Raw genomic sequence first — 26,787 nt, 5'->3', positions numbered from 1 at the left:
TAAGGTTTCGAAAGTTATTCCCTTTTCTAAAGTAGCCTTGTTAAGGTTTAAACCTTGACAAGGATTTCTACAACAATTTTATTTTTTAACCAAAATTTTCTCGGTAGCTTTTTTACTTAAAACCTCTTGTTTATCGTCAACTTCAACGGTTACAGATTTATCAAAATCTTCAATTTTAATGATCTTTATTTTGGTATTCAGAAGAAGTTTTCTTTCGGTTAAGTAGTTCAGAAAAGCATCATCAGACAAGGTTACAGACGCAAAAACTACATTTTCTCCAACTTTGCAGTCGCTTAATTTCTGTAAATCCATGGAGATGATATTTCCGTCTTTGTCCGGAATGGGCTCGCCATGAGGATCAAATTTAGGATGATCTAAAATTTCATCCATTTTATCAAAAAATATTTTAGAATGAACATGCTCCAGCTGTTCGGCAATTTCGTGAACATTTTCCCATCCGAAGTTCATTTTTTTAACCAAAAACATTTCGGTCAGTCTATGTTTTCTGACGACCAAAGCCGCTTCACGTCTGCCTTTTTCGGTAACTTTCAGAGGTTTGTAGGTTTCGTAAACGACCCATTTTTTTTCTGAAAATTTCTTCATCATATTATTAACGCTCGGCATTTTCACATTGAGGAATTTGCTGAGTTCGTTAATCGTTACTTTACCTTCATTGTCAACTAAATGAAACAAAGCCTTCAGATAATTTTCTTCGGTTAATGTTGTCTTCAAAATGTTAGATGATTTTCATTACAAATCTAACAAAATAATATTTAAAATTGAGTCTTGTTATTTTAAGTTTTTTTAATTTTACACTATGAAATTTTCATTCAAAAACGACTATTCTGAGGGTTGTCATCCCAAAATTCTTGAAGCACTTGTACATTATAACCTCGATCAGCAGGCTGGTTATGGAGAAGATCAGTATTCAGTGAAAGCTAAAGATTTAATTAAAGAAAAAATAAATAATCCAGATTCTGATGTCTATTTTGTCTCAGGCGGAACTCAGGCAAATCTTATTGTCATATCTTCAATTTTAAAGCCTTATCAATGTGTGATTTCTGCATCTACAGGACATATTCTGAATAATGAAACCGGAGCGATTGAAGCAACAGGACATAAAATTTTAAGCATTGAAAAAGAAGACGGAAAATTAACTCCAGCTGATATTATTCCTGTCCTGGAAAATCACAAAAATATTCCACACCAAGTAATGCCGAAGCTGGTGTACATCTCAAATTCTACTGAACTTGGAACGGTTTACACTAAAAATGAATTGGAGGAATTGTCCCATTTCTGCAGAGAAAACAATTTGTATTTATTCATGGATGGAGCAAGATTGGGACACGCTTTAACTTCGGAAATCAGTGATTTAACTTTAGAAGATATATCCAAATTAACTGATGTTTTTTATCTTGGCGGAACAAAAAACGGAGCGTTAATTGGTGAAGCGATTATCATTAACAATAAGCTGTTGCAGGAAGATTTTGCATTTGATATCAAACAGAAAGGAGCGTTGTTGGCAAAAGGTCGTTTGCTAGGTATTCAGTTTTTAGAACTGATGCAGAACGATTTGTATTTTGATCTGGCGAAACATGCCAATCAACAGGCGATGAAAATAAAAAATGCTTTACTGAAAAAGGAAGCATCGTTTCTTTCGGATACATTTACCAATCAGATTTTCCCCATATTAAACCATGAACTTATTGAAATTTTATCAGAGAAGTTTGAATTTTACGTTTGGAAAAATATTGATAAAAATTCATCTGCCATCCGTTTAATTACCTCGTGGAATACAAGCGACGAAGCAGTTGATGACTTTATAGAAATTATTGATAATCATTAAAAAATCTCTTGCAGATTAAAGGGATAACGCAGATTTTTTTTGATTGAAATTAATCTGCGTAATCTACAAAATCTGCGAGAGTTTTAAACTTTCAATACACTTTTAAAGCATTATACATCTTTTGTTTCTCTGTGGTAAAATTATTAATTCAGAACTTCATTAATTTTCGGGTATTCTGAGATTTTCCTGAAAACAAAACGATTCGTTTTCTGCAGTTTTTCAATAAATAAATCTAATTCATTGACAGAATCAGCATCCGTTAAATATTGATCGTGTGTAAGAAAGACTAAATGTCTTGAAGTTTTTTCGAGATCATTAAAAAAGATACTGTCCACTCTTTTAAGCATTACCTGATGATTATCTTTCAGCTGCATTTTGTTAGTGGGTTTCCATTCAAGATCCCAGCCGATTATTTTGTAGCCTGCAGTTTTTAATCTGTTTGCAGCTTCATTTGAAGTTTTGATATCTGTACTCGTAATATTGTTGAGTCTCCAGATATTTCTTCCCGGAGTTCTGGCAATTTTATTTTGTAATCGTAAGCTGTCTTTCGCAGTATCAAAATCATGCACAACCATCGCAGGATTTTGATAGAAATCTGAGTATCTGTTGTGAGCGTGGGTGTGACTGTGATTGGCCAATTCGATTAATCTGTCTTTTCTGAGAGATTCGAGGTCGTCTTTTTGTCTTTTGCTTCCGTTGGCGTGTTCTCCAACTAAAAATGCAGTGGCACAAACATTTCGTTTATGAAGAATTTTAAGAAGGTTTTCAGTACCGCGATTGGGACCATCGTCAAAAGTAAGATAGATAACTCTTTTGTCTGACATGATTTCATCATCATCAATTTTCAAAACTTGCTTTGCGACGGGAGGTTCTTTAGAAGTCATCGTTTCAGATTCTTTCTTGTCTTTTTTCTGATTACAACCTGTAAACAAAATTGATGTTGCACCGAACACTGCAACCATCCCTAGAAAAGTCCTGTTAAAAGACTTTTCCGCAAAAGTTTTTTTCATAAAAATTGATGGATATTAAATTGTTAAAAAATGTTAATTTTCAAGTTTTAAATTTAGCAATTTTAATACCAATAATTGTGAGAAATTTTTAGATTTAATTAAATTTTAATAAAAATTATTAAGCCAAAATTTTTTGAAGATATAAACCATTTTTAATCGCCGAAATCCCCCAGGTATTATTGAAAAATATAAATGATTTCAAACCTGAATTTTTAATTTTCTCTGCCAAATCATTTAAAAAATCTTCTGAATATTCTGATTTATAAAGTAAAGGTTTTCCGTGAAGCCGATAGTAAAGTGTATCATTTGAATTGATTACAATATCTTCTAAAAGCTTTCCCGGAAAACTTACGCCGGAGAAAATAATTTTATTGTCTTGTAAAATTTTATAAATTTCATTATTCCACAAAGATTCATGACGGAACTCAATAACGTTTAAAAATTGAGAATCAATATTTTCTAAAATCCGGTTTAAATTTTCCTCTGTATTTTTAAATGAAGGCGGAAATTGATATAAAAATCCTGCAAGTTTTTCTTTTAAATTGCTTTGAATATGGATGCAAAATTCAGTGATTTCTTCTTTGCAGTTTTCCAATCTTTTTACATGTGAAATCGTCTTCGGAATTTTAATGAAAAATTTAAAATCTTCAGGAGTTTCATCATACCATTTTTGAAGTGTTTTGGCGGTTGGTTTTCGGTAAAATGTAGAATTGATTTCTACCGCATTGAATTGCTGAGAATACAAACTTAAATAATCTTTACTTTTGGCATCTTCAGGATAGAAAGTTCCCTTCCAATCGTTATTGTAAAAGCCTGAGCATCCGATATAATTTTTTTCTTTTTCCATTTTTGAATCTTTTATCAGAAGCATTGTCAGTTTAATGTACAAACTAAACTTGGATATTATTAAATTCTCTCGCAGATTTCACAGATAACGCAGATTTTTTGTAGACAGTTAAAAACATTTAGAAAGTAAATGGAAAATAAAATTTGCTTAATCCGCTTAATCTGCGAGAGCAAAATCATTAATCGAAATCTATTTCACATTCAAATCAACAGAATTCAATCTCAAAGAATTTAAAATCACAGACAAAGAGCTGATGCTCATCGCCGCTGCTGCAATCATGGGAGATAATAAAATTCCGAAAAAAGGATACAACAATCCTGCCGCAATCGGAATTCCCAAAACATTATAAATAAAGGCAAAGAATAGATTTTCTTTAATGTTTTTAAGGAGTTTTTCGCTTAGAATTTTTGCTTTGGTAACACCAATCAAGTCTCCTTTCAGTAAGGTAATCTCTGCGCTTTCAATAGCAACATCAGTTCCGGTTCCCATTGCAATTCCGATATTGGCTTGCGCTAAAGCAGGGGAGTCGTTGATTCCGTCGCCGGTCATAGCTACGATTTTCCCTTGCTGCTGCAATTTTTTGACTTCATTTAATTTATCTTCAGGTAGACAATTGGCTTTAAAATGCTTAATTCCAAGAGAGTCTGCAACGGCTTTTGCGGTGTGTTCGTTATCTCCGGTCATCATGATAACATCAATTCCGTCATTCAGAAGCAGTTCGACTGCTTTTTTCGAGCTTTCCTTTATTTTATCGGTAAAACTTATCAATCCTAAAACTTCATTTTCCTGCGCAACGTAAGAAATTGTATGTGCTTTTGATTGAATTTCAATTGCTTTCTGTTTTAAAATTTCAGGAATCTGAATTTGATTTGAAGTCAGAAGATTTTCATTTCCTAAATAAACGGTTTTTCCATTGATGCTTCCTTTCACCCCTTTCCCGGAAATGTTTTCAAAATGACTTACTTTTTCAGCCGAAATAATTTCATCTTTTGCTCTTTTAATTACCGCATTTGACAGTGGATGTTCTGAATTTTGATTTAATGAATAGGCTAACTTTAAAACTAAATTTTGATTATTATTTAAAGTTTCAATATGTTTAACTGAAGGTTTTCCTTCAGTCAAAGTTCCTGTTTTATCAGTAATTAGAACATTTACTTTATTCATTTGTTCAAGTGCTTCGGCGTTTTTAATTAAAATACCATTATTTGCACCTTTTCCAATTCCTACCATTAAAGACATCGGAGTTGCCAAACCTAAAGCACACGGACAAGCCACAATGAGAACGGCAACGGCATTCACAAAAGCAAACAAACTTTTTTTGCCTTCCGGTCCGAAAAACTGCCATGAAATAAAGGTAAGAACCGCAACTAAAATGACTACCGGAACAAAAACTTTTGCGACTTTATCCGTCAGTTTTTGAATCGGAGCACGGCTTCGGCTTGCATCATTGACCATTTTAATAATTTTTGAAAGTAAGGTTTCGTCGCCAACTTTTTCAGCTTTCATGATGAAAACCTGATTTCCGTTAATGGTTCCTGACGTTACTTTATCATCCAAATTTTTCTCAACAGGAATGGGTTCGCCGGTTATCATACTTTCGTCAACCACAGAATTTCCTTCAGTTATTTTTCCGTCGACCGGAATTTTTTCACCAGGTTTTACTTTTAATAAATCGCCAATTTTTATTTCGGATAAGGGAACTTTTTTTTCCTCGCCATTTACTATTAAGTTGGCTTCATCCGGAGATAAATTCATCAGTTCTTTGATGGCGTTTCCTGTTTTTTTGTGAGCGGCAGCTTCCATTAACTGACCTAAAATAACTAAGGTAATAATCACACAAACCGCCTCAAAATATAACGGGCTTTCATGATTATGCCCCCGAATTTCGTGAGGAACAATATCTGGGAAAAGCAAAGCAATAATGCTAAACAAAAACGCAGCGGAAACACCTAAAGCAATCAGGCTAAACATATTCAGGTTCCAAGTTTTAAATGAAACAAACCCTCTTTTCATCAAAAACCATCCTGAGTAGAACAGCACAGGAATGGTTAAAATAAATTCAATGTAGCCTTGAATCTGATGTGAATAAGGAAAATCAATAAACATTCCGCCCATCGAAAGAATAAAAACGGGAATTGTGAATGCCAATGAAGTGATGAATTTTCTTTTTAAAATATTGAACGTTTCATCTTCTTCATTGTTGCCATTTTTTTCGGGATATCTTACCAAGTCCATTCCGCAGACAGGGCAACCAACGTTAGAATCATATGTTTTATCTCCTTCACAAAACATCGGACAATAATATTTTCCCGCCATATCATCTGTAACTTTTGGTTTTTCCTGATGCTGATGATTGTGAGAATGTGAATGATGATTTGAAACTGAATTTTTAACTAAATCTTCCGTGATTTCTTCTAAATGCATGTGACAAACCGGACAGTCGCCTTTTTTAGCATAAATTTTGTCACCCTCACAGAACATCGGACAATAATAATCATCGATATGATCTTTAAAATTTTCAGGTAGATTGGTTTTAGAAAAAGTAGGTTTAAAATTGGGATCTTTTGCCAATTTTTCCTCAATCGGAACTAAAAACATGTTGCAAACCGGACATCTTTCACCTTGCTTAAAATATACTTTGTCGCCCTCACATTCCATCGGGCAATAATAAACTGAAGATAGAGAAATACGACCTTGAGGTTTTACAAAAACTTTTTCGGGATTATTAGGGTCTTCAAGCTTGTAATTTCCTGCTTCTTCTAAGGCTTTATTTAATTCATTTAAATTAATTTCTTGATCAGAATTGATGGTCGCCGTATTACTTTTGAGATCAACATCTGCATTTATATTTTTAAGACTATTAAGCTTTTCTGAAATTTTATTTTGGCAACCTGAGCAGGTCATCCCAAGTATTTTATATTGTTTTTGCATTATCTTACATTTATTCTACAAATTTCCAAAATGAAAGTGGAAGACTGTTATAAATTTAAGGATAATAGTTACAGAATTTGGTTAGTTGGTTAGAAGTATTTAACTATAAAACTTAATAACTGATTACTAATTGACTTTTCAAATTTGATCCAATGGTTTTCTGTTCTGAACTTCTAGCTTTTTAAACTGAGTAGGAGTGTATCCTGTTGTACTTTTGAATTGCGAGGAAAGATGCTGCACACTTTTATAACCCATGTGCCCGGCAATTTCGGTTAAAGTAAAATCGTTGTTGAAAAGAAGTTCTTTTACTTTTTCAATTTTTTGGAGAATATAATATTGCTCTAAAGTGACATTTTCGTTTTGCGAAAAAACTTTAGATAAAGAGCTGTAATCTTTATGTAATGCGCTACTTAAGAAATTTGATAAAACAAAATTTTCATCGGTATCTAATCTTCCTATTTTTAGAATAACAAGATTTTTAATATTTTCGATAAGTTGTTGAGAGGGATCTTTTAAAATTTCAAAGCCAATTTCTTCAAGCTTATTTTCAATTGGGAGCAACTCATTTTCTGAAATGTCAGATTCAGTTTCAACTTCTCCTAATAGGATAGATTGAATCTTAATTTCAGATTTTTTAAAAATATCAGCAACGGCTGAAATACAGCGGTCGCAAACCATATTTTTTATGAGAATTTTCATAGCTGACTATTGAGTCGGTCTTTTACAAATTCTACTTTTGTTTTTCCATGTGGTGAGGGGTTGCCGTCTTCATCAAGGTTGACCATTACTATTCTGTCGACAGTAATAATGGTTTGATGAGTCATTTTGTTTCTCACAGCGCATTTTAAAGTTAAGGAAGTTGAACCAAAAGCTGAAACTTCAATACCAATTTCGATAATATCTCCCTGTTTTGCAGAACTTACGAAGTTGATTTCTGAGATATATTTTGTTACCACTTTTTTGTTTTCAAGCTGAATTACAGCGTATAAAGCTGCTTCCTCATCGATCCATTGTAAAAGTTTTCCTCCGAAAAGTGACTGGTTGGGATTTAAATCTTCAGGTTTTACCCATTTTCTGGTGTGGTAATTCATGTAATTAATATTTGAAACACAAATTTAATGTTTAAAACTGAATTATTGAATTACAAAGAATTTATTAAAGTTATTACATGTATATACAATCTCAATTGTGTGATTCATTTAACCTAAAAAGCAATTTTTTACTTTTATAAACTGCTGATTTGATAGATTTTATATTAATTCAGTATTAAATTAAACGCATTTGTTGAAATAGTTTAAAAAAAGTTTTGATTTATTTAATTTAATTGTATCTTGCAAGCGTTTATATCAGGAATCAATATTATGTTCATTATTATGTTGCTTTTCTTTTATACCAGAATTTATATTAATTTTTAATTTTTTTTTTACAATGAACATTTTTGTTTCAAACATCAATTACGCAACTAAAGAATATGAGTTGCACGATTTATTCGCAGAATTTGGCGATGTATCATCTGCTAAAATTGTTACAGACAGAGAAACTGGTCGTTCTAGAGGTTTCGGTTTCGTAGAAATGGGTGACGAAGAAGGAGCTCAAGCTATCGAAGCTCTTAATCAAAAAGAACTTAACGGAAAGATTCTTAACGTGTCTGAGGCTAAGCCAAGAGAAGAAAAACCAAGAAGAAGTTTTGATAATAACAGAAGCGGAGGTGGAAGTTATGGTAACAACCGTTCAGGAGGTAATTCTGGAGGTGGTGGTTACGGAAGTAACAACAACCGTGGAGGTAACGGAGGCGGCGGAAGTCGTTGGTAAAAAATTGAAGCGGCTTTTTAGCCGCTTTTTTTATGTCTTTATTGCAAGAAAATAGTATTGAATTAATTTATCAGTTTTCTGTTTCAAACTATCAACTAAGTGCTAGTCTTTTTTCTTCTTCTTTTTCTTATCCTTTCCTTTTTTATCTTTCTTAGGATTCAGAATTTCTTCAGCATATTCGAGGGTTGGAGTTTTTACTTTTACGGGTTTCATCTCAATTTTAAGATCAAAATATTCTTTAAGATCATTCTGAGATACCAGATTTTCTTTAAATAAAAATTCTAAAATCTCTGTTCCCGAATTATTAAAAAAATTCTGTGTGAGTTCTCTCAATATAAATTTTTTATACTCGTCAAAAGGAACGATGACGCTGTATTTAAAAATCCTGCCTTCTTTTTCTGTAGATAAATAACCTTTTTCAACTAAGATTTTCAGGTAAGTAGAAACTGTGTTTTGATGCGGTTTGGGTTCAGGATGTTTCTCCATGACATCTTTTAAATAAAAAGAATTTAAGTCCCAAAAAAGCTTCATTAAGTTTTCTTCTGCTGATGTAAGATGATTTATTTTCATATTTAAATTTTATAAAATAGTAGGGTGTCGTTTTTTTGCAAAGTATTTATTTGATTGTGGTTTCCACAGGGATCACTTCAGTCGGTATATCATTGCGCTGATACTTATTGTTGCAATAAAGATAAATAAAAGAAACCAGAACAGCGATGCCTGCTCCCATAAATACTTCTTTTACAGTATGTCTTTTCAGAATAACTCTCGTAATTCCGACTAAAATTGCAATCGCAAGCCATGCAAAACCAATTTCCACATCAAAAGCAAAAAATAATGCAGAGACAAATACATTGAATGCCGTATGCATCGAACTTTTAATATATAAATTACTGAATTGTAATGCGAACAAAAGAATTAAAATAAACAACATTACGAAATCTATAAAGCCATTCTTAATATAATTGAATGTCAAATAAGAAACAATACAGACAGCAATGAAAATATACAATGTTTTTCTTTGAACTCTATTTGATACATCCATATTGGTATATCGACCTGTTTTCACATTCCAGATAATCCAAATAATTACCGGAAGAATGGTCATGAGTAAAATAGGCAAAAAGTGGGTGAAAGCTTCTTTAAAGGTGTAATTCTGAATACTGAAATACACGAAATAGATAACCAGAGAAACGAGAGGATTAAAAAAATCTGAGATAATTCTTGAAACAATGTGTAGTAATGAGGTCTTTTTTTCTTCCATATTGAAGTTTGTGATGTAAATATAACATTATAACTAAAAAAACAATTGCTCTATATATAATAAAAACAAAGTTTTTTTTATATTTTTGCTCAACTATTTCATAATAAATAAGCAAGAAGCTCGCACATGAAAGAATTTTCTAAAGAGGTATACCTTAAGTGGTATGAAGATATGACAATGTGGAGAAGGTTTGAAGACAAATGCCGTTCTCTTTATCTAAAACAAAAAATCAGAGGTTTTTTACATTTGTACAACGGTCAGGAAGCTATTCCGGCTGGTTTTACACATGCAATGGATTTAACTAAAGACAGCATGATCACTGCTTACAGATGTCACATTCATCCGATGGCAATGGGAGTAGACCCAAAAAGAATCATGGCAGAACTTTGTGGTAAAGCTACAGGTACTTCCGGAGGTATGGGTGGATCTATGCACATTTTCAGTAAAGAACACAGATTTTATGGAGGTCACGGTATTGTAGGAGGTCAAATTCCTTTGGGAGCAGGTATTGCTTTTGCAGATAAATATTTTGACAGAAAAGCAGTAAACATCTGTTTCTTCGGAGACGGTGCTGCAAGACAAGGTTCTCTTCACGAAACTTTCAACATGGCAATGAACTGGAAACTTCCGGTAGTATTTGTGGTTGAAAACAATCAATATGCGATGGGAACTTCTGTAAAAAGAACTGCTAATCACGAAGATATCTACAAACTAGGATTAGGTTACGAAATGCCTTGTTTAGCTGTTGATGCAATGGATCCTGAGAAAGTAGCTGAAGCTGCTTACGAAGCTATAGAAAGAGCTAGAAGAGGAGACGGACCAACTTTCATCGAAGCAAGAACGTACCGTTTCAGAGGTCACTCAATGTCTGATGCTGAGCCTTACAGATCTAAGGATGAAGTTGCTATTGCAAAAAAAGACGATCCAATTGAATTGATCAAAGCGAGAATCTTAGAAAACAACTGGGCAACTGAAGAAGAATTGGAAGCTACAGATAACAAATCAAGAGACTTCGTAGAAGAGTGCATCGAGTTTATGGAAAATTCTCCCTACCCGACTGCAGAAAAAATCTACGAGTATGTTTACGCTCAGGAAGATTATCCATTCTTAGACAAATTAGAAAACTAAACGATAATTAAGTCAATTTGAAAATTTGAAAATGAGGTCATAAACACATCCTTTTTTAATTTTCAAATTCCCAAATTTTCAAATTAATAAAAATATGGCAGAAGTTATTACAATGCCACGTCTTTCCGACACTATGACGGAAGGTAAGGTGGCGAAATGGCATAAAAAAGTAGGAGATAAAATAAAGGAAGGAGATATTTTAGCTGAAATTGAAACGGATAAAGCGGTTCAGGATTTCGAATCTGAAATTGAAGGTACACTTTTATTTGTAGGAGTTGAAGAAGGTGCTGCTGCGGCAGTAGATTCTATTTTAGCAATTATCGGTCAGGAAGGTGAAGATATTTCTTCTTTAAAAGGAGGAAGTGCTCCGGTAGCTGAAGGTGCTTCTGAAGAGAAAAAATCTGAGGAAGAGTCTAAAACTGAAAACGAATCTACAAGCGTTGAGCAGACTTCAGCAGAAGTTCCTGCAGGAGTAGAAGTAATTACGATGCCTAGACTTTCTGATACAATGACAGAAGGTAAAGTAGCCAAATGGCATAAAAATGTTGGAGATACAGTAAAAGAAGGAGATCTTCTTGCTGAGATCGAAACAGATAAAGCAGTTCAGGATTTCGAATCTGAATTTAACGGAGTTCTTCTAAAGCAAGGTGTTGAAGAAGGCGGAGCTGCACCGGTTGACAGTGTGTTAGCAATTATCGGCCCTGAAGGAACTGATGTTTCAGGAGTTGGAGCTGCAAAACCGGCAACAAAATCTGAAGACAAACCAGCTGAGCAAAAATCTGAAGCGAAAGCAGAAGAGAAATCGGTTGCACAAACTGCAAATACTTCTTCATCGGACAGAGTAGCTATTTCTCCTTTAGCTAAAAAAATGGCTCAGGATAAAGGCGTTGACATCAACAGTCTTCAAGGTTCTGGTGAGAACGGAAGAATTGTGAAAAAAGATATTGAAAATTATCAGCCTTCACAAAAAACTGAAGCTGCTCCGGCACAAACTCATGCGGCTGCTCAGGTTGCTTTAAGCTTTGTACAGGGAGAAGATACAGAAACTCCAAACTCTCAGGTAAGAAATATCATTGCTAAACGTCTTGCTGAAAGTAAATTCTCTGCTCCGCATTATTATCTAATGGTTGAAATCAACATGGATAAAGCGATTGAGGCAAGAAAAGAAATCAACTCATTGCCGGATACTAAAATTTCATTCAATGATATGATCATTAAAGCGACAGCTGTTGCTTTAAGAAAACATCCGCAAGTGAACTCAAGTTGGGCAGGAGATAAAGTAATTCACAGAGGAAACATCAATGTTGGAGTAGCAGTTGCAATTCCTGACGGATTGGTAGTTCCGGTTCTGAAAAACACAGACCAGATGAATTACACTCAGATTTCTGCTGCTGTGAAAGATATGGCGGGAAGAGCAAAATCTAAAGGTCTTAAAGCAAACGAAATGGAAGGTTCTACATTCTCTATCTCAAACTTAGGAATGTTCGGAATTGAAACTTTTACAAGTATCATTAACCAACCTAACGCTGCAATTCTTTCTGTAGGTGCAATCATCGAAAAACCAATCGTAAAGAACGGTCAGATCGTTGTGGGAAATATTATGAAACTTTCATTGGCATGTGACCACAGAGTGGTAGACGGCGCTACGGGAGCTCAGTTCTTACAGACTTTAAAAACATATTTAGAAAGTCCATTAACATTGTTACTGTAATTTTCTTTTTATATTATACTAAAACCTCTCATCTCGAGAGGTTTTTTTGTTTTAAATTTTACCTATTAGTGCAATTCTTAATTTTGCTTCTAACTTCTAACTTCTAACTTCTAACTTCTAACTTCTAACTTCTAACTTCTAACTTCTAACTTCTAACTTCTAACCTAAGACTCTTTGCCAATAGAGAATAATATCCTATTTTAGTGAAAAAATTTAAATGAAGAAAATTATTTTCGGAATGCTTTCTTTTTTCAGCATTGCAACCTACTCCCAAAATCAGCGGTTTTCTTATGAGTATAAGTTTGTAAGAGATTCCACAGAAAAAGATAAAGTTGAAACTGAAGTGATGCTTTTAAATGTGTTTTCTAGAGGTTCTCAGTTTTACAGTAAAGATACTTTTGATTCTGATTCAATCATCAATGAGGAATTTAAAAAACAATCTAAAGGTGGAAGTATGGACATCAATTTAACTGGATTTAAGGCAAAAGGAAAAGTGAGATATCAAATTGAGAAAAATTATCCTGATTATTCTGTAAACTTTTTCACACAGTTGGGTTCTTCGGAATATATGATCCAAGAATCTAGAAAAATAGATTGGAAAATATTGCCTGAAAATGAAAAAGTGGGTGAGTTTAACACTCAGAAAGCAACTTGCAGCTATGTCGGTAGAGTTTGGACCGCTTGGTTTACTACAGACATCCCAATTCAGGATGGGCCACATAAATTTCATGGTTTACCTGGTTTGATTGTAAAATTGGAAGACAAAACTAAATCTCATACTTATGAACTGAAAGGGGTGAAAAAATTTGGTGATGAAAGTGAATGGAAAAGCTTCAAAGACAAAGAAAGGTATGAGCCATTAATTGTTTTAAATGATAAAAAATACAAGAAAGTTTATTTGGATAATAGGGCAGATCCTAATAAAGGATTAAGAAGTCTTTTAGCAGAAGGCGGAAAAGTTGAAATGAAAGATGCTTCTGGAAAGGTCATGGATACCAATCAGATAATGAAGGATAGAGAAAAGAAACAGGTTGAAGCAAACAAGAAAAATAATAATCCGCTGGAATTAGACTTATTAAAATAATTTAGAAATATTTTAAATGATACAAACTAAAACATTACTAGTTACTATTTTTACATTTTTAAGTCTATATCTTACTGCACAAAGCCAACGATTTGCATATGAATATATATTCGTAAAAGACTCTACAAAAATGAATGACAAAGAGTCTGAGCTTATGTATCTTGATGTCGCCAAAAAAGGTTCGAAATTCTTCAGCCAGAAAAGAGAAATAGCAGATTCTCTACATTTGGAGATTGTAAAAAATCAAAATAAAGATTTTAGCGGAATTGACTATGGATTAGTTGTATATGTAGTTGAAAAATCTTATCCTGATTTTAAAATAAATTTATTTGATAACCTTGATATGAGTAAATACAAGATTTCTGATAATCGCAAAATGGATTGGAAGATTCTTTCGGAAAAAGAAACAATTGGAGATTTAAATGCCCAAAAAGCAACCTGTAATTTTGCCGGAAGAACGTGGACAGCTTGGTTTGTATCTGACATTCCCATCCAGGATGGCCCTTACAAATTTAATGGTTTGCCTGGATTAATTATTAAAATTGAAGATAAAACTAAATCGCATTTATTTGTTCTGAAAGAAATCAAAAAATTACGGTCTGATCAAGAATGGAAAAGTGACGGAGAAAAGAAAAGTTTTAATGCCATAATTGCAATAGATCAGGAAAAATACAAGAAACAGTTTAAAGATAACAGAGAAAATCCAACCAAAGGTATGCGTCAAATGATGTCTGGAGGTAATAAAATAATGATGATCGATGAAAAGGGGAAGCCTTTGGACATTGAGGAAATGATGCGTGACATGGAAAAAAATGCTAAAGCAAATAATGCTAAGAACAATAATGTTTTAGAACTTGAGTTATTACAATAATTAAATACAAATAATGAAAAACCTATTACTTACAATTTTTACTTTCTTAAGTATTATATTGTATGCACAAAATCAAAGATTCAGCTATGAATATAAATTTGTGACCGATTCTACAGCAAAAGATAAGTCTGAAACAGAACTGATGTATCTAGATATTTCAAAAAACGGTTCTAAATTTTACAGCCGCAATAAAGCTGTAGCAGATTCGCTGATGAAAGAAATGGATAAAAAAGGCAGTCATGATTTTGAAGGGATTAAGTTTAGCAAAGTACAGTATGTTGTCGAAAAAAGTTATCCCGAATATAAAGTTCATTTCTTCAATCAAATTGATATGGATGAGTACAAAGTTTTTGAAGACCGAAAAATTGACTGGAAAATTCTTCCGGATAAAGAAAAAATCGGCGAGTTTACTGCTCAGAAAGCTGTCGGTCAGTTTGCTGGAAGAAAATGGACAGCGTGGTTCACTACTGATATTCCTTTTCAGGATGGGCCATACAAATTCAACGGTTTGCCTGGATTGATTGTAAAAATTGAAGATAAAACAAAATCACATTCTTTTATTTTAAAAGAGGTGAAAAATTTAAAACCAAATGAAGTCTGGATTAGTGAAAATGATCAAGAGAGATTCAGGCCAATAATTATTTTAAATACAGAGAAATATAAAAAACAGTTCATTGACCAAAGAAACAATCCTACAAAGGGTATGAGGCAGCTAATGTCACAAGGAGGAAAAGTTACTTTTACAGATGCAAACGGAAAAGAACTTGATACCAGCAAAATGATGAGAGATCAGGAAAAAAGAGCTAAAGAAAATAATGCTAAAAATAATAATCTTCTTGAACTCGATTTATTACAATAAAAAAACGCCCGAAATTTTGTTTCGGACGTTCATATTTTTAAGCTAAAAATAATTAAGCTAATTTCTGAGAATCTGCAATAAACTGAGCCAATCCACTATCTGTTAACGGGTGCTTCAATAAACTCAAGATTGGAGGAAGCGGAGAAGTGATGACATCTGCACCGATTTTAGCACAGTCAATAATGTGCATTGAATGACGGATAGATGCTGCCAGGATTTCAGTTTCGTACATATAATTATCAAAAACCAATCTGATTTCTTCAATTAGATTTAAACCATCTGTAGAAATATCATCTAACCTTCCTAAGAAAGGAGAAACATAACTAGCACCTGCTTTAGCTGCTAAAAGAGCCTGCCCAACAGAGAAAATCAAAGTACAGTTGGTTCTGATTCCTTTATCAGAAAAATATTTCAATGCTTTGATACCGTCTTTGATCATTGGAATTTTCACCACGATATTTGGGTGAATTGCTGCCAACTCATCACCTTCTTTGATCATTTCTTCGTAAGTGGTAGAAAGTACTTCCGCAGAAATATCTCCGTCTACGATTTCGCAAATTGCTTTGTAATGATTTTTAATCGCTTCAGCTCCTCTGATTCCTTCCTTAGCCATCAATGATGGGTTTGTGGTTACACCATCCAGAATCCCAAGATCTTTAGCTTCTTTAATTTGCTCTAAGTTTGCAGTGTCAATAAAAAATTTCATTATGTATAATAGATTTATTACCGCAAAGATAATGAATACTTTGTAATTAAATATTGAGATTATATTACAAAACGGTTTTGGAGATTCTACAATTTATCATCAGTATTCTAAAAAATGTAACTTTGTTCTTCATGGAAAATAATCATTTCACAGCCAAGTTAGAGATTATAGGAATCAATCCTTTTGTTTTTGTACCTGAAGAAATTTTAAATAAAATATTCGAAAAAGCGGGTAAAAATAAGAGCCCGATTCCTGTAAAAGGATTTATAATGGAAAGGAGTTCAGACAAAATTTAATGAAATATCTTGGAGAATGGAGGTTGTATATCAATGTAACGATATTAGAAAATTCACCAAAAAGAATTGGTGAAGTGCTTGATGTTTCTATTGCTTAGGATGATGCTGAAAGAACTCTTACCATTCATCCGGAATTGGATAAAGCAATTAAAAATAATCCTACGGCGTTAGAAAATTTTGAAAATCTCATCCCTTCCAGAAGAAATGAGCTCATTAAATATATTAACAATCTTAAAACTGAAGCTGCAATTCAAAAAAATATAATTAAAATTGTCACTCATCTAAAAGGTGAAACAGATTTTTTTGGCAAGAAAATTAATTAAAAATAAAATTCATCTGCTATTGGTAAAAAACAAAATCCAGAAAAATTTTCTGGATTTTACTTTAACTATGAATTTAAAGCTTGGTTAAGTTTTACAGCATCCTGATTTGTAGGATCGTATTCTATAGATTTAGCGATATGTTCTTTTGCTTTGGTAGGATCGCTTTTTTGTTCTGCGAATGCAATATAAAAGTATGCATAAGCAAGATTTTTCTTATTCTGTTCGATCTCTGCAGGTTTTACAGTCGCGATATATTTTTCGTATGCAAGTTTTGCATTGGCATCATCTTTAGCAGATTGATATGCGTAAGCCTGGCTGTAATAAGAAGGTGCCCAATCTGGTAACAAAACAGATATTTTCTTCCATGTATCCACTGCATTTGTCCAGTCTGATGCATCCTGATACGCTGTAGCTAATTTTGCTAATGCTTCCGTATCTTTCGGATTTGCCTCAACTTGCTTTTTTAAACCCTCAATCGCGGGATTTGTTTGTACTTGGGCTGTCGTAGAAGCGGTAACTTTCACACTATCTGTTTTTGGCGAAGTTTGGGCAACAAGAACTCCTGTACTTCCTATCATCATTAAACCTACAAATAATTGCTTAATATTAATTTTAATCGTTTTCATATTTCTTACATTTTTAAAATTGTAAATATTAAAGTTCAAGAATAATTCCATTAAAAAGAAAGTTTTAGAACCTTTAAGTTTTTTTTGAAGGTATTAAGAGCCTGTTTAAATTTTATACAATAAATTTTTTATGGCAGATAATTTGACCATATTTTCTGAATTTTCCATTAGCAGTTCATAATTCCTGCACAATCTTCGGTCGTTATCAAACCAGGAAAAAGTCCGTTCAATAATCCATCTTTTAGAAATGGGTTTAAACTCCCATTTCTTTTCATCACTTCTCATGACCACATTGATCAAATAACCAAATTTATTTTTCACCTGTTCTGTGATTTCTCCTCTATAACCGCCGTCCGCAAGAATAATCTTCACCGGACTTAAGAAATACGCCAAAGTTCTCATGAGAAAATCTACAGCTTTACTGTCATGAATATTGGCTACAGTAACCATTATTGCTAATAAAAATCCGTTTTTGTCAACCACCACATGTCTTTTAATGCCTTTTACTTTTTTGTTCCCATCAAAACCATTTAATGAACGATTGTTTCCCCATCTTACACTTTGACTATCCATTATGCCTAGACTTGGTTCTCTATTTTGATTTAGTTTTAATCTGACTGTTTCTCGTAATTTCGAAAGAAGCAGATCAAAATCCTCTGCATTTGCCCATTTGCTGTAATAATAATAAACCAACTCCCATTTGGGAAAATCACCAGGCAACATCCGCCATTGACATCCGGTTTTCACTAAATACATAATGGCGTTCCAAATGATTCTTAAATCATATTTTCGTTTTCTATTATTGAGGTTCAAAGTCTTTTTTATAAATTGCCACTGATTGTCAGAAATGTTTGTAGAGTAGTGTTTCAATGTAGCTTAATTGATTAGTTACCAACAAGTTACGAAAAATAAAACACATAAACAACTGACAATCAATTTTTTATACGTTTATTTTATAAAGATAAACGCCATATAACTTTTTCTAATTTAATTTTTAAACAGGCTCTAACAGTTAACAGACTTTTTTTAGCGTATTTTTTGATTCTTACCTTGTTTGAGTTTATCTTTGTTTTATAACAAACCTATTATCTTTCATCTTATGAACATAATATTAGCTTCAACTTCTACACTTTTTGGTGGAGAGTATCTTGAATATTTAAAAGAAGAACTTATTGAATTATATAAAGGAATCGATGAAATTATTTTCATTCCATTCGCAAGACCCGGCGGAATTTCACATGATGATTACACCGTAAAAGCAAAATATTTTTTCGAAACTATTAATATTAAAGTAAAAGGTTTGCATGAATTTGAAGATAAAATTGAAGCTCTACATTCAGCAAAAGGATATTTTACTGGCGGCGGAAACACTTTTTTGCTGGTTAAAACGTTGCATGAAGAAAACCTTATGACTATTTTAAAGCAAAATGTGGAAAATGGAAAACCATATTTAGGATGCAGCGCCGGAAGTAATATTGGCGGGCAGAACATGAAAACAACCAACGATATGCCGATCGTTTATCCTCCAAGTTTTGAGTGCATGGGATTGGTTTCTTTCAATATCAATCCGCATTATCTCGATCCCAATCCGGATTTAAAACATAACGGAGAAACCAGAGAGACCCGTATCAAAGAATTTTTAACCCAAAACGACATCAAAGTTGTCGGACTTCGAGAAGGAAGCTGGATCAGAAGAATAGGTGATACAATTACTGTTGAAGGAAGCGAACTGACGAGGATTTTTGAGAAAGGAAAAGAGCCTTATGAAATAGAATCTGGCAGTCAGCTATAATTTATAGTTTATACTTTTATATTTGAATAAACAATTCTTTAATGAAAAAATCGCTTGCCTTAATCATATTCTCCACACAAATTATTTTTGCTCAAAATTTTGCTCAAAAATTAGATGATGCTACAAAAAATCTGATGAATTCTTCATTGGCTGTTTCATCAAATCTATCTTTTTATGTTTCAGATGAAAGCGGAAATTTGATTTACGAATATCAGGGGAGTAAAGGTTTATCAACGGCTTCAACCCAAAAAATATTTACTGCAGCAGCCGCTTTGGAAACTTTAGGTAAAAATTATACTTACAAAACGACTTCGGCATACTCAGGAACGATTTCTAATGGAAATTTAAACGGAAATCTTTTCATCACATCAAATGGTGATCCTACGCTAGGAAGCTGGAGATATGATGGCTATAAGCCTGAAAATTTCAAACAAAAATTGTTAGAAGCCATCAAAAAATCAGGAATTACAAAAATTTCCGGTGATTTAATTATTGATGATTCTTATTTTGACCATCAGACGATTCCCGGAGGTTGGCCTTGGGATGATTTGGGGAATTATTATGGTGCTGGGGTTTGGGGAGTCAATTGGCGTGAAAATCAGTTTGACATCAATATCAACGGAACAGATTTTAAAAGTTTCTCTTATCCTTTAGCCGGAATTAAATGGCTGAATGATTTGAAAGCAGCCGGAAGTTCAGATCAAAGCTTGATTTTTACGGCTCCACATTCTGAGGTGGCTTTAATTAATGGAAGTCTGCCCGCAGGAAAAGTGACCACAGTTTCGGGTTCTGTTCCCAATCCGCCTTTGCAATTGGGCGTAGAAGTTCAAAAATGGCTGAAAGATTCCGGAGTTGAATTTTCGGGAAAAGTTTTAACAAATTCTCAAATTGAAATTGAAGGAAAGAAAGCTATAGAATTTCCAAAAAATAATATTATTCTGACCTACGAATCGCCGACTTTAGATAAAATCGTTTATTGGTTCCTGAGAAAATCTGTGAATTTATATGGGGAAAATTTAATTAAAACTTTAGGTAAAGAGAAAAAAGGTAACTCAAGTTTCAAAAACGGAATTGCTTATCTTACAGAGTTCTGGAAATCAAAAGGTATTAATTCAAATATGATTAATTTCGCTGACGGAAGCGGACTTTCCCCACAAAATTATGTTTCAGCAAAAGCCGAAGTTCAGGCTTTAATTTATGCTAAAAAACAACCCTGGTTTGAATCTTATTACGACGGATTTCCTACTCAGGACAACGGTATGAAAATGAAAAGCGGAACGATGAGAGATACAAAATCATACGCAGGATATCACGCTTCAAAAGATGGAAAAAAATACGTTTACGCAATTATCATCAATAATTATCAGGGAAGCGGAAGTACAGAATTGCAGAAAATTTTAAATCTTTTAAAATAAATACAATTGAAAAAAAGATCCATTTTTGCCAGATTCAACAACTGGTTTATTTTTTCTTTGATGACGTTGGTTGTTGTATCCATCGTTATTACTTCTACCTTGGTTGTTAATTATTTGAAGAAAGATGAAGTAAAGCGAGTTGACATTTTGGTTAAAGCTCTAAAATTTCAACAAGATGTAACACCAAGTTTGGAAGTTCAGGAACTGCTTCTTGCAATTTACAGCTCCAATACCACAATTCCTGTGATTATTTTAGATAAAAATGATCAAATCATAGAATATAAACATTTACCAAAAGAGATTGGTGATGACTCCAAAAAAATAATTGCTTTAGCAAAAGGAATGGCAAAAAAATATCCTGCGATAGAAATAATCGTGCAGGGTGGAAATAATCAGTTTGTTTATTATGACAATTCAGAAATGCTTAATAATCTACAATATTTTCCTTTTCTGCTAGGTTTTTTTGTTTTGTGTTATTTTCTATTTTCATTCTGGTTTTTAAGAACGGTAAAGAAAACCGATGAAGGCTATCTTTGGGCAGGTTTGGCAAAAGAGACTGCACACCAAATTGGTACTCCATTGTCATCAATGATGGGGTGGATGGAAATTATGAAACTTGAAAACCCTGATTCAGAAGGAGTTCATGAAATAGAAAAAGACATTGAAAGACTGAGAACGATTTCTGAAAGATTCTCAAAAATTGGTTCTGTTCCCGAATTGAATGACATGAATTTTAACGAAACGATTCGTGAAAATTATGATTATTTAAAAACCAGAATTTCAAATAAAATCGACTTTACTCTTCTGCTTCCAACGTACAATATTTTGGTTCCGCACAATAAAATTCTGATGAGCTGGGTGATAGAAAATTTGGTCAAAAATGCCGTGGATGCAATGAAAGGTGAGGGTGTTTTACAAATGTCAGTTTTTGAACGCAACAAAAATATTTTAATAGAAGTAAAAGACAACGGCAGCGGAATGACAAAATATCAGGCTCAAAACGCCTTCAAACCAGGTTACTCAACAAAAAAACGTGGCTGGGGATTGGGTTTAAGCTTAGCCAAAAGAGTAGTGCAGGAATACCATAACGGTGATATAAAAATTTCTCAGACTGAAGTAGGAAAAGGAACAACCTTTAGAATCATCATAAAAAAAGGATAATTTTTAATTAAATCAATAATGCTAAAAGCTGATCAGAAGAAGCCAAAAGCAAAAAAAAATCACTATTTTTGAAGCATGATTAGAGCAAGTAATATCCATAAATCTTATGGTAATCTGGAAGTTTTAAAAGGAGTAGACCTTCATATCAAAGCGGGTGAAGTCGTTTCTATTGTGGGAGAATCCGGAGCGGGAAAATCTACACTTTTACAGATTTTAGGAACTTTAGACAGCCCTTCAAATCCTAAAAACTATAAAACGGAAATTGAGCTCAATGGAGAATCATTCATCAATATGACTGATAAGCAGATTTCAAGATTCAGAAATCAGAACATCGGTTTTGTATTTCAGTTTCATCAGCTTCTTCCGGAATTTACAGCATTAGAGAATGTTTTAATTCCAACAAAAATTGCCGGAGCGAACGAAAAAGAAGCCATTGAAAAAGCTTACGACTTGTTTGAAGATCTTAAAATAGGACAAAGACTGCATCACAAGCCAACTCAGTTGTCTGGTGGTGAGGCGCAGCGAGTAGCTGTTGCACGAGCTTTAATCAATTCACCCAAAATCATTTACGCAGATGAACCCACTGGAAATTTGGATTCTAAAAATGCGGATGATTTGCATCGGCTATTTTTTGATTTGAGAGACAAATACAACCAGACATTTGTAATTGTAACACATAATCCCAATTTAGCTGAAATAACAGACCGAAAATTGGTCATGAAAGACGGAATGATTATAGAGTAAGCTGCTTATTACAATAGACTTTTGACTGACAGCTTTAAATAGTAAAAAAATTTAAACACAATTTTGATGATGAAACAATTTATTTTCTTGTTTCTTTTTATTATTTCATGTTCCAAAACCCAATCTCAGCAGAGTCAATCGGTTTTGCCGGCAACAAAAATAGCAGAAATTAAAGATTTTCTGAAAGGGAAAAATTACAACCAGGAAATTGCGGTTTTTATTAATTTTAAAACACATTCCGGGAAATACAGATACTTTGTTTACGATTTAAAGAATGATAAATTTTTGCAAAAAGCAATAGTTTCTCACGGTTCTGGTTCTGTAGTTTCAAGATCAAATGATTTGAAATTTTCTAATGTAGAAGGCTCTTATCAATCTTCTTTAGGGAAATATGAAATCCGTGAAAGTTATGTTGGTAAGTTTGGCAAAGCTTACAGATTACAAGGTCTTGATTCTACCAATAACAATGCATTGCAACGTGCAATTGTTCTTCATTCCTTTGACTGTATTCCCAATCAGGAATCTGAAAATTTAGCTTGTTTAAGTCTTAGCTGCCCCATGCTATCGAAAATTGCCTTTAATCAAACTGCAAAATATATTGACCAATCAAAAAAGCCAATTATTTTATTTGCGTTTTATTAAATCTAAAAAATTAATATCTACAACCTAAATCATGTCTATAAAATTTCTTGCAGAAGACGACAGACCCAGAGAAAAATTTTTACTGAAAGGTAAAAATTCACTTTCTGATTCTGAACTTTTGGCAATCATCATGGGCAGTGGAAGCAGAGATGAAACGGCGGTAGAATTGGCAAGGAAAATATTGGCGTCAGTGAATAATAATTGGCATCAGCTGAGTTTACTGACGATAAAAGATTTAACTAAATTTAAAGGGGTAGGCGAAGTAAAAGCAATTTCTATCGCAACTGCTTTAGAAATAGGAAGACGAAGAGCTTCGCAGGAAATTCCCGAAAAACCACAAATTTCAAGCAGTAAAGATGCATATCAAATTCTGAAACTTCATTTGGCAGACCTCAGAACAGAAGAATTTTGGGCAGTTTTTCTAAATCAGAGTAACAAAGTAATTCATCTTGCCCAGCTCACGCAGGGAGGTATCAATCAGTCAATTGTGGATATCCGGATTGTTTTTAAAATAGCTTTAGAACATTTTGCTACAGGAATTATCATTTCACATAATCATCCTTCAGGTAACTTAAAACCAAGCGCTGAAGACATTAATATTACAAAAAAGATACAAGAAGCAGGAAATCTCATGAACATTCAGCTTCTCGATCATCTCATCATTACTCAAAATACTTATCTAAGTTTCGTAGATGAAGGCATATTATGATTAGAAGACTGAAATACAACGAAATAGATTATGAAAAATACACCCATTGCTTAGAAAATTCTGAGCAGCGAAAATACTCTGCAACAAAAGACTTTCTGGATATTACTTCAGATAAAAAATGGGAATTATTGGTTTACAATGATTATGAGGCGGTCATGCCGGTTCCTTACATCAAAAAAATGGGTTTGAAGTTTATAATTAATCCAAAACTTTGTCAGCAACTTGGAATTTTTTCGAAGAATGACGAAGTGTTTATTAATGATCAGTTTTTAGATTTTTTTAAAAGTAAATATAGAATTTGGTATTATGCTTTCAATGATGTTAATCAATTTAGCCAAACTTTAAAAAGAAGAAAAAATTATCTTATCAATCCAGAAAACTATGAATTGGTAAGACAAAGATATTCACCAAAACGGAAAAGAAAACTACGACTTGATCATGAAATTCTTGAAAATTCAGAGATTCAAAGAGTGAATTTTTTAGAAGCCGAAAACTTTATCAATGAAAATTCATTGGGTGCTAAAGATGAAAATGATAAAAGGAAATTCATGAAAATCTTTTCCGAATTGGAAAAAGCAAAACTTTTGGAAATAGTTGTTTTTATCTACCAAAAGAAAATTATTAATGCTTTAGCATTGTACTGCAACGAAAATACCATTGCATTATTAGGAACATTTAATGATAAAAAATATGTGAAACTATCCGGATCATCTGTTTTAATAGATCATATTATTTCTAAAAATATCAATTCTAAAATATTTGATTTTGAAGGAAGCGAAATTCCTTCCATTGAAGAATTTTTCACGGGTTTTCGCCCAGTTTTGAAAACGTATCCTGTCTTAAGCAATTCCAAAAAAGACTTACTTAAGAAAATTCTAAAAATCAGGTAATCTTTTTTAAAAATTTTAGCCTTTTACCGCTGTAAAAACAAAATGTTCATCACGCATGATTTTAAAACCAAAAGGTTTCAGATCTTTTTCTAAATCTGATGCGGTATAGGGATTGTGAATTTCTATAATGATGTTTTCAACGCTGGATAGCCATGAATTATTTTTGCTCAACAATTCAATTTCACCACCTTCAATATCAATTTTCATCAAGTCAATATCTGATAGACTGAATTTTGTTTTCAGACTTTCAATAGATATAGCTTCTGTTGAAATACCGTTTTTAGAAATTCTTTGATTATAAGATAATTCATTATTTGAAAAATTGACAAAACCATCCTCAAAGTATGCAGCAGCATGAATGCATTTTATATTTTTGAAAGATTTTGTATTGCTTTTAAGCAGTTCGAAATTTTCTGCAGAAGCTTCTACTGCATATATTTTGGCATCAGGATATTTTAAGGATAAATAAGTGGATGTAATTCCAATGTGCGCTCCCAAATCAACAATTATTTTTGGATCCTTTTTTAAAATGGAAAGATGCTCAGCGTAGGTTTTTTTCCAGAAAACTTCGTAGAAAATATCAATATCACCCTTAAAAGTTCTTAAATAGAAATCGAAACTTTTAGTTCCCATTTTTAGGTGATAAACAAAAGTTTCATTGTTGTTTAAATCTAAAGTCTTTTTTTTAAATCTTGAACTATATCTCTTAGAATTTACAATCAGTGATATCCAGGATTTTAAACTGTTGGTGATTTTTGAGGTAAAAGCTAATTTTGAGATATAGTTATTAAGAGACATTTCTATGATTTTGCGTAATAAGGCTGTAAATTTAGTTAAATTTTATTCTTAATAATGATAATTTTACCCGTTGCATATTTACTTTAAACCACTGACTCAACTGCATTTATTAAAACTTATTAAAATGATGATTAAATAACAAATATTTAGTAATTTTGCTTCCTCAAATTATGACAAATTTTTCAGACTATTTACCGTATGCATTTGCACTGATTGTGGCGATTCCGTTTTTGGTTTTGCTGAGACAATTTGTCTATACCTATATCAATTTAAAGAATCAGGAAATCAAGTTACTTTCTGTAAAATCAAATTCTGAAAATAAAACCCATTCTTACGAAAGAATGACGCTTTTTTTAGAGCGAATGAAACCTTCCAATCTTATTCAGAAATTTGATAAAGATTTGGCAGCTCATGAGTTTGTTTTTTTAACAGAACGTACCATTAATGAAGAGTTTGAATACAATTCGTCTCAACAATTATACTTAACGAAAAATTCATGGCAGAATATCGTTGATTCTAAACTCGCTATCATAGATTTGCTTCACAAAACTTACGAAAGTTTGAATAACAACCCTAATCTTAATGAATTTAAAACCGTTTTCATCATGAATTATATGAATGGAGATGATTACATCGGGGCAACCATTGAAGATTTGAGAAGAGAAATTTTAATAATTGCTTAAACTATAAAAATAAAGATAAATAAATGATTCCAAATTTTAAAGCACATCCGTGGCATGGGATTTCTGCAGGAGAAGATGCGCCAAACGTTGTCAACGTTTTCGTGGAAATTGTTCCTTCAGATACGATTAAATATGAAATTGATAAAGCTACAGGATATTTAAAGGTAGACAGACCTCAGAAATTCTCAAACATTATTCCTGCATTATATGGTTTTGTTCCAAGAACATACTGTAACGAAGAAGTAATGAAATTAGCTGTAGAAAGTGGAGCAGATGACGTTACAATGGGAGATCATGACCCTTTGGATATCTGTGTTTTGAGTTCTCACAATATTCATTCTGGTGGTTTATTGATGGAAGCTATTCCAATCGGTGGTTTCAAAATGATTGACAGTGGTGAAGCTGATGATAAAATCGTTGCAGTAATGGTAAGTGACCACGCTTTCGGACATTTCAGAGACATCGCTGAACTTCCAGAAGCTGAAGTAAAAAGACTAATGCATTACTTTTTAACGTATAAAAACCTTCCGGACGAGCCTGCTAAATGTAGAATTCAGGAAGTTTACGGAGCAGAACACGCTAGAAAAGTGATTATCGCTTCTCAAAACGATTACGCAAGCAAATTCGGAGGATAAAATT

30 protein-coding genes are annotated in these 26,787 nt (G+C 32.9%); 18 read left to right on the top strand and 12 right to left on the bottom strand.

Annotated features, from left to right (window positions below; translation table 11 throughout):
* Window positions 1–78: 78 nt before the first annotated feature.
* Entirely contained in the window at window positions 79–732 is a 654-nt protein-coding gene (locus LNP04_RS02635) for a metal-dependent transcriptional regulator (RefSeq protein ID WP_229985037.1), read from the bottom strand.
* Between the two features lie 85 nt (window positions 733–817).
* On the opposite strand from LNP04_RS02635, the gene LNP04_RS02630 reads away from it, so the two are divergent.
* Window positions 818–1,846 carry a low specificity L-threonine aldolase gene (locus tag LNP04_RS02630; protein ID WP_229985036.1) on the top strand — a complete coding sequence of 343 codons (1,029 nt, stop codon included), beginning with the start codon at window positions 818–820 and terminating at the stop codon, window positions 1,844–1,846.
* 143 nt (window positions 1,847–1,989) lie between these two features.
* On the opposite strand, the gene LNP04_RS02625 is transcribed toward LNP04_RS02630, so the two are convergent.
* The 5 genes from LNP04_RS02625 to LNP04_RS02605 form a co-directional block, all read right to left on the bottom strand.
* Window positions 1,990–2,856 (bottom strand): polysaccharide deacetylase family protein, encoded by an 867-nt coding sequence (locus tag LNP04_RS02625; protein WP_229985035.1) that lies wholly within the window; start codon window positions 2,854–2,856, stop codon window positions 1,990–1,992.
* 118 nt (window positions 2,857–2,974) lie between these two features.
* Entirely contained in the window at window positions 2,975–3,703 is a 729-nt protein-coding gene (locus LNP04_RS02620; protein ID WP_229985034.1) for a DUF72 domain-containing protein, read from the bottom strand.
* Between the two features lie 189 nt (window positions 3,704–3,892).
* Window positions 3,893–6,634, bottom strand: a complete 2,742-nt coding sequence (locus tag LNP04_RS02615; protein WP_229985033.1) for a heavy metal translocating P-type ATPase — start codon at window positions 6,632–6,634, stop codon at window positions 3,893–3,895.
* Between the two features lie 138 nt (window positions 6,635–6,772).
* On the bottom strand, window positions 6,773–7,333 hold the full coding sequence (locus LNP04_RS02610; protein WP_229985032.1) for an AraC family transcriptional regulator: 561 nt from the start codon (window positions 7,331–7,333) through the stop codon (window positions 6,773–6,775).
* Window positions 7,330–7,725, bottom strand: a complete 396-nt coding sequence (locus LNP04_RS02605) for an acyl-CoA thioesterase (RefSeq protein ID WP_229985031.1) — start codon at window positions 7,723–7,725, stop codon at window positions 7,330–7,332. The genes LNP04_RS02610 and LNP04_RS02605 overlap by 4 nt, the downstream gene beginning before the upstream one ends.
* A 337-nt stretch (window positions 7,726–8,062) precedes the next feature.
* Here LNP04_RS02605 and LNP04_RS02600 point away from each other — a divergent pair, with 337 nt between their 5' ends.
* Window positions 8,063–8,446, top strand: a complete 384-nt coding sequence (locus tag LNP04_RS02600) for an RNA-binding protein (RefSeq protein WP_229985030.1) — start codon at window positions 8,063–8,065, stop codon at window positions 8,444–8,446.
* A 102-nt stretch (window positions 8,447–8,548) separates the two neighbouring features.
* Here the strand turns inward: LNP04_RS02600 and LNP04_RS02595 are convergent, their stop codons facing one another.
* On the bottom strand, window positions 8,549–9,016 hold the full coding sequence (locus LNP04_RS02595; protein WP_229985029.1) for a BlaI/MecI/CopY family transcriptional regulator: 468 nt from the start codon (window positions 9,014–9,016) through the stop codon (window positions 8,549–8,551).
* 46 nt (window positions 9,017–9,062) lie between these two features.
* Window positions 9,063–9,710: a phosphatase PAP2 family protein gene (locus tag LNP04_RS02590; protein WP_229985028.1), complete on the bottom strand. Its 648-nt coding sequence runs from the start codon at window positions 9,708–9,710 to the stop codon at window positions 9,063–9,065.
* A gap of 126 nt (window positions 9,711–9,836) precedes the next feature.
* On the opposite strand from LNP04_RS02590, the gene pdhA reads away from it, so the two are divergent.
* The 5 genes from pdhA (at window position 9,837) to LNP04_RS02565 (ending at window position 15,363) form a co-directional block, all read left to right on the top strand.
* Entirely contained in the window at window positions 9,837–10,838 is a 1,002-nt protein-coding gene (gene pdhA / locus LNP04_RS02585) for a pyruvate dehydrogenase (acetyl-transferring) E1 component subunit alpha (RefSeq protein ID WP_047443950.1), read from the top strand.
* A gap of 94 nt (window positions 10,839–10,932) precedes the next feature.
* Window positions 10,933–12,549, top strand: coding sequence for a pyruvate dehydrogenase complex dihydrolipoamide acetyltransferase (locus LNP04_RS02580; RefSeq protein ID WP_229985027.1), 1,617 nt, complete (start codon window positions 10,933–10,935; stop codon window positions 12,547–12,549).
* 217 nt (window positions 12,550–12,766) lie between these two features.
* Complete coding sequence (locus LNP04_RS02575; protein WP_229985026.1) at window positions 12,767–13,633, top strand: GLPGLI family protein; 867 nt, start codon at window positions 12,767–12,769, stop codon at window positions 13,631–13,633.
* Window positions 13,634–13,649: 16 nt separating this feature from the next.
* Window positions 13,650–14,504, top strand: coding sequence for a GLPGLI family protein (locus tag LNP04_RS02570; RefSeq protein ID WP_229985025.1), 855 nt, complete (start codon window positions 13,650–13,652; stop codon window positions 14,502–14,504).
* A gap of 13 nt (window positions 14,505–14,517) precedes the next feature.
* Window positions 14,518–15,363: a GLPGLI family protein gene (locus LNP04_RS02565; protein WP_229985024.1), complete on the top strand. Its 846-nt coding sequence runs from the start codon at window positions 14,518–14,520 to the stop codon at window positions 15,361–15,363.
* A 52-nt stretch (window positions 15,364–15,415) separates the two neighbouring features.
* Here LNP04_RS02565 and fsa read toward each other — a convergent pair whose 3' ends face one another.
* Window positions 15,416–16,069: a fructose-6-phosphate aldolase gene (fsa, locus tag LNP04_RS02560; protein ID WP_229985023.1), complete on the bottom strand. Its 654-nt coding sequence runs from the start codon at window positions 16,067–16,069 to the stop codon at window positions 15,416–15,418.
* 53 nt (window positions 16,070–16,122) lie between these two features.
* Here fsa and LNP04_RS02555 point away from each other — a divergent pair, with 53 nt between their 5' ends.
* Complete coding sequence (locus LNP04_RS02555) at window positions 16,123–16,365, top strand: hypothetical protein (protein ID WP_229985022.1); 243 nt, start codon at window positions 16,123–16,125, stop codon at window positions 16,363–16,365.
* Window positions 16,366–16,499: 134 nt separating this feature from the next.
* Window positions 16,500–16,688: a YdeI/OmpD-associated family protein gene (locus tag LNP04_RS02550; RefSeq protein ID WP_229985021.1), complete on the top strand. Its 189-nt coding sequence runs from the start codon at window positions 16,500–16,502 to the stop codon at window positions 16,686–16,688.
* Window positions 16,689–16,753: 65 nt separating this feature from the next.
* Here the strand turns inward: LNP04_RS02550 and LNP04_RS02545 are convergent, their stop codons facing one another.
* Together LNP04_RS02545 and LNP04_RS02540 are read right to left on the bottom strand one after the other, a co-directional pair.
* Window positions 16,754–17,314, bottom strand: a complete 561-nt coding sequence (locus tag LNP04_RS02545; RefSeq protein WP_229985020.1) for a hypothetical protein — start codon at window positions 17,312–17,314, stop codon at window positions 16,754–16,756.
* Between the two features lie 105 nt (window positions 17,315–17,419).
* On the bottom strand, window positions 17,420–18,184 hold the full coding sequence (locus tag LNP04_RS02540) for an IS5 family transposase (protein ID WP_229983946.1): 765 nt from the start codon (window positions 18,182–18,184) through the stop codon (window positions 17,420–17,422).
* A 229-nt stretch (window positions 18,185–18,413) separates the two neighbouring features.
* Here LNP04_RS02540 and pepE point away from each other — a divergent pair, with 229 nt between their 5' ends.
* The 7 genes from pepE (at window position 18,414) to LNP04_RS02505 (ending at window position 24,667) form a co-directional block, all read left to right on the top strand.
* Window positions 18,414–19,106, top strand: a complete 693-nt coding sequence (pepE, locus tag LNP04_RS02535) for a dipeptidase PepE (protein ID WP_229985019.1) — start codon at window positions 18,414–18,416, stop codon at window positions 19,104–19,106.
* A 41-nt stretch (window positions 19,107–19,147) separates the two neighbouring features.
* On the top strand, window positions 19,148–20,521 hold the full coding sequence (gene dacB / locus LNP04_RS02530; RefSeq protein ID WP_229985018.1) for a D-alanyl-D-alanine carboxypeptidase/D-alanyl-D-alanine-endopeptidase: 1,374 nt from the start codon (window positions 19,148–19,150) through the stop codon (window positions 20,519–20,521).
* Window positions 20,522–20,527: 6 nt separating this feature from the next.
* A complete protein-coding gene (locus LNP04_RS02525) occupies window positions 20,528–21,682 on the top strand; it encodes a HAMP domain-containing sensor histidine kinase (protein ID WP_229985017.1) in 1,155 nt (384 codons plus the stop codon).
* A gap of 75 nt (window positions 21,683–21,757) precedes the next feature.
* A complete protein-coding gene (locus tag LNP04_RS02520; RefSeq protein WP_229985016.1) occupies window positions 21,758–22,426 on the top strand; it encodes an ABC transporter ATP-binding protein in 669 nt (222 codons plus the stop codon).
* Window positions 22,427–22,492: 66 nt separating this feature from the next.
* Entirely contained in the window at window positions 22,493–23,068 is a 576-nt protein-coding gene (locus tag LNP04_RS02515; protein ID WP_229985015.1) for a murein L,D-transpeptidase catalytic domain-containing protein, read from the top strand.
* Window positions 23,069–23,099: 31 nt separating this feature from the next.
* Window positions 23,100–23,777 (top strand): DNA repair protein RadC, encoded by a 678-nt coding sequence (gene radC / locus LNP04_RS02510; protein ID WP_229985014.1) that lies wholly within the window; start codon window positions 23,100–23,102, stop codon window positions 23,775–23,777.
* On the top strand, window positions 23,774–24,667 hold the full coding sequence (locus LNP04_RS02505) for a hypothetical protein (protein ID WP_229985013.1): 894 nt from the start codon (window positions 23,774–23,776) through the stop codon (window positions 24,665–24,667). Before radC ends, LNP04_RS02505 begins: the two co-directional genes overlap by 4 nt.
* Before the next feature lie 15 nt (window positions 24,668–24,682).
* On the opposite strand, the gene LNP04_RS02500 is transcribed toward LNP04_RS02505, so the two are convergent.
* Entirely contained in the window at window positions 24,683–25,465 is a 783-nt protein-coding gene (locus LNP04_RS02500; RefSeq protein ID WP_229985012.1) for an FkbM family methyltransferase, read from the bottom strand.
* Window positions 25,466–25,635: 170 nt separating this feature from the next.
* On the opposite strand from LNP04_RS02500, the gene LNP04_RS02495 reads away from it, so the two are divergent.
* Both LNP04_RS02495 and LNP04_RS02490 read left to right on the top strand, forming a co-directional pair.
* A complete protein-coding gene (locus LNP04_RS02495; RefSeq protein WP_229985011.1) occupies window positions 25,636–26,148 on the top strand; it encodes a hypothetical protein in 513 nt (170 codons plus the stop codon).
* Between the two features lie 23 nt (window positions 26,149–26,171).
* Window positions 26,172–26,783 carry an inorganic pyrophosphatase gene (locus LNP04_RS02490; protein WP_229985010.1) on the top strand — a complete coding sequence of 204 codons (612 nt, stop codon included), beginning with the start codon at window positions 26,172–26,174 and terminating at the stop codon, window positions 26,781–26,783.
* Window positions 26,784–26,787 lie beyond the last annotated feature (4 nt).

Origin of the sequence: Chryseobacterium sp. C-71, assembly GCF_020911865.1 — a bacterium.
Classification (GTDB): domain Bacteria; phylum Bacteroidota; class Bacteroidia; order Flavobacteriales; family Weeksellaceae; genus Chryseobacterium.
Note: the sequence above shows the minus strand (reverse complement) of the source record. Positions and strands in the feature narration are given on the sequence as shown.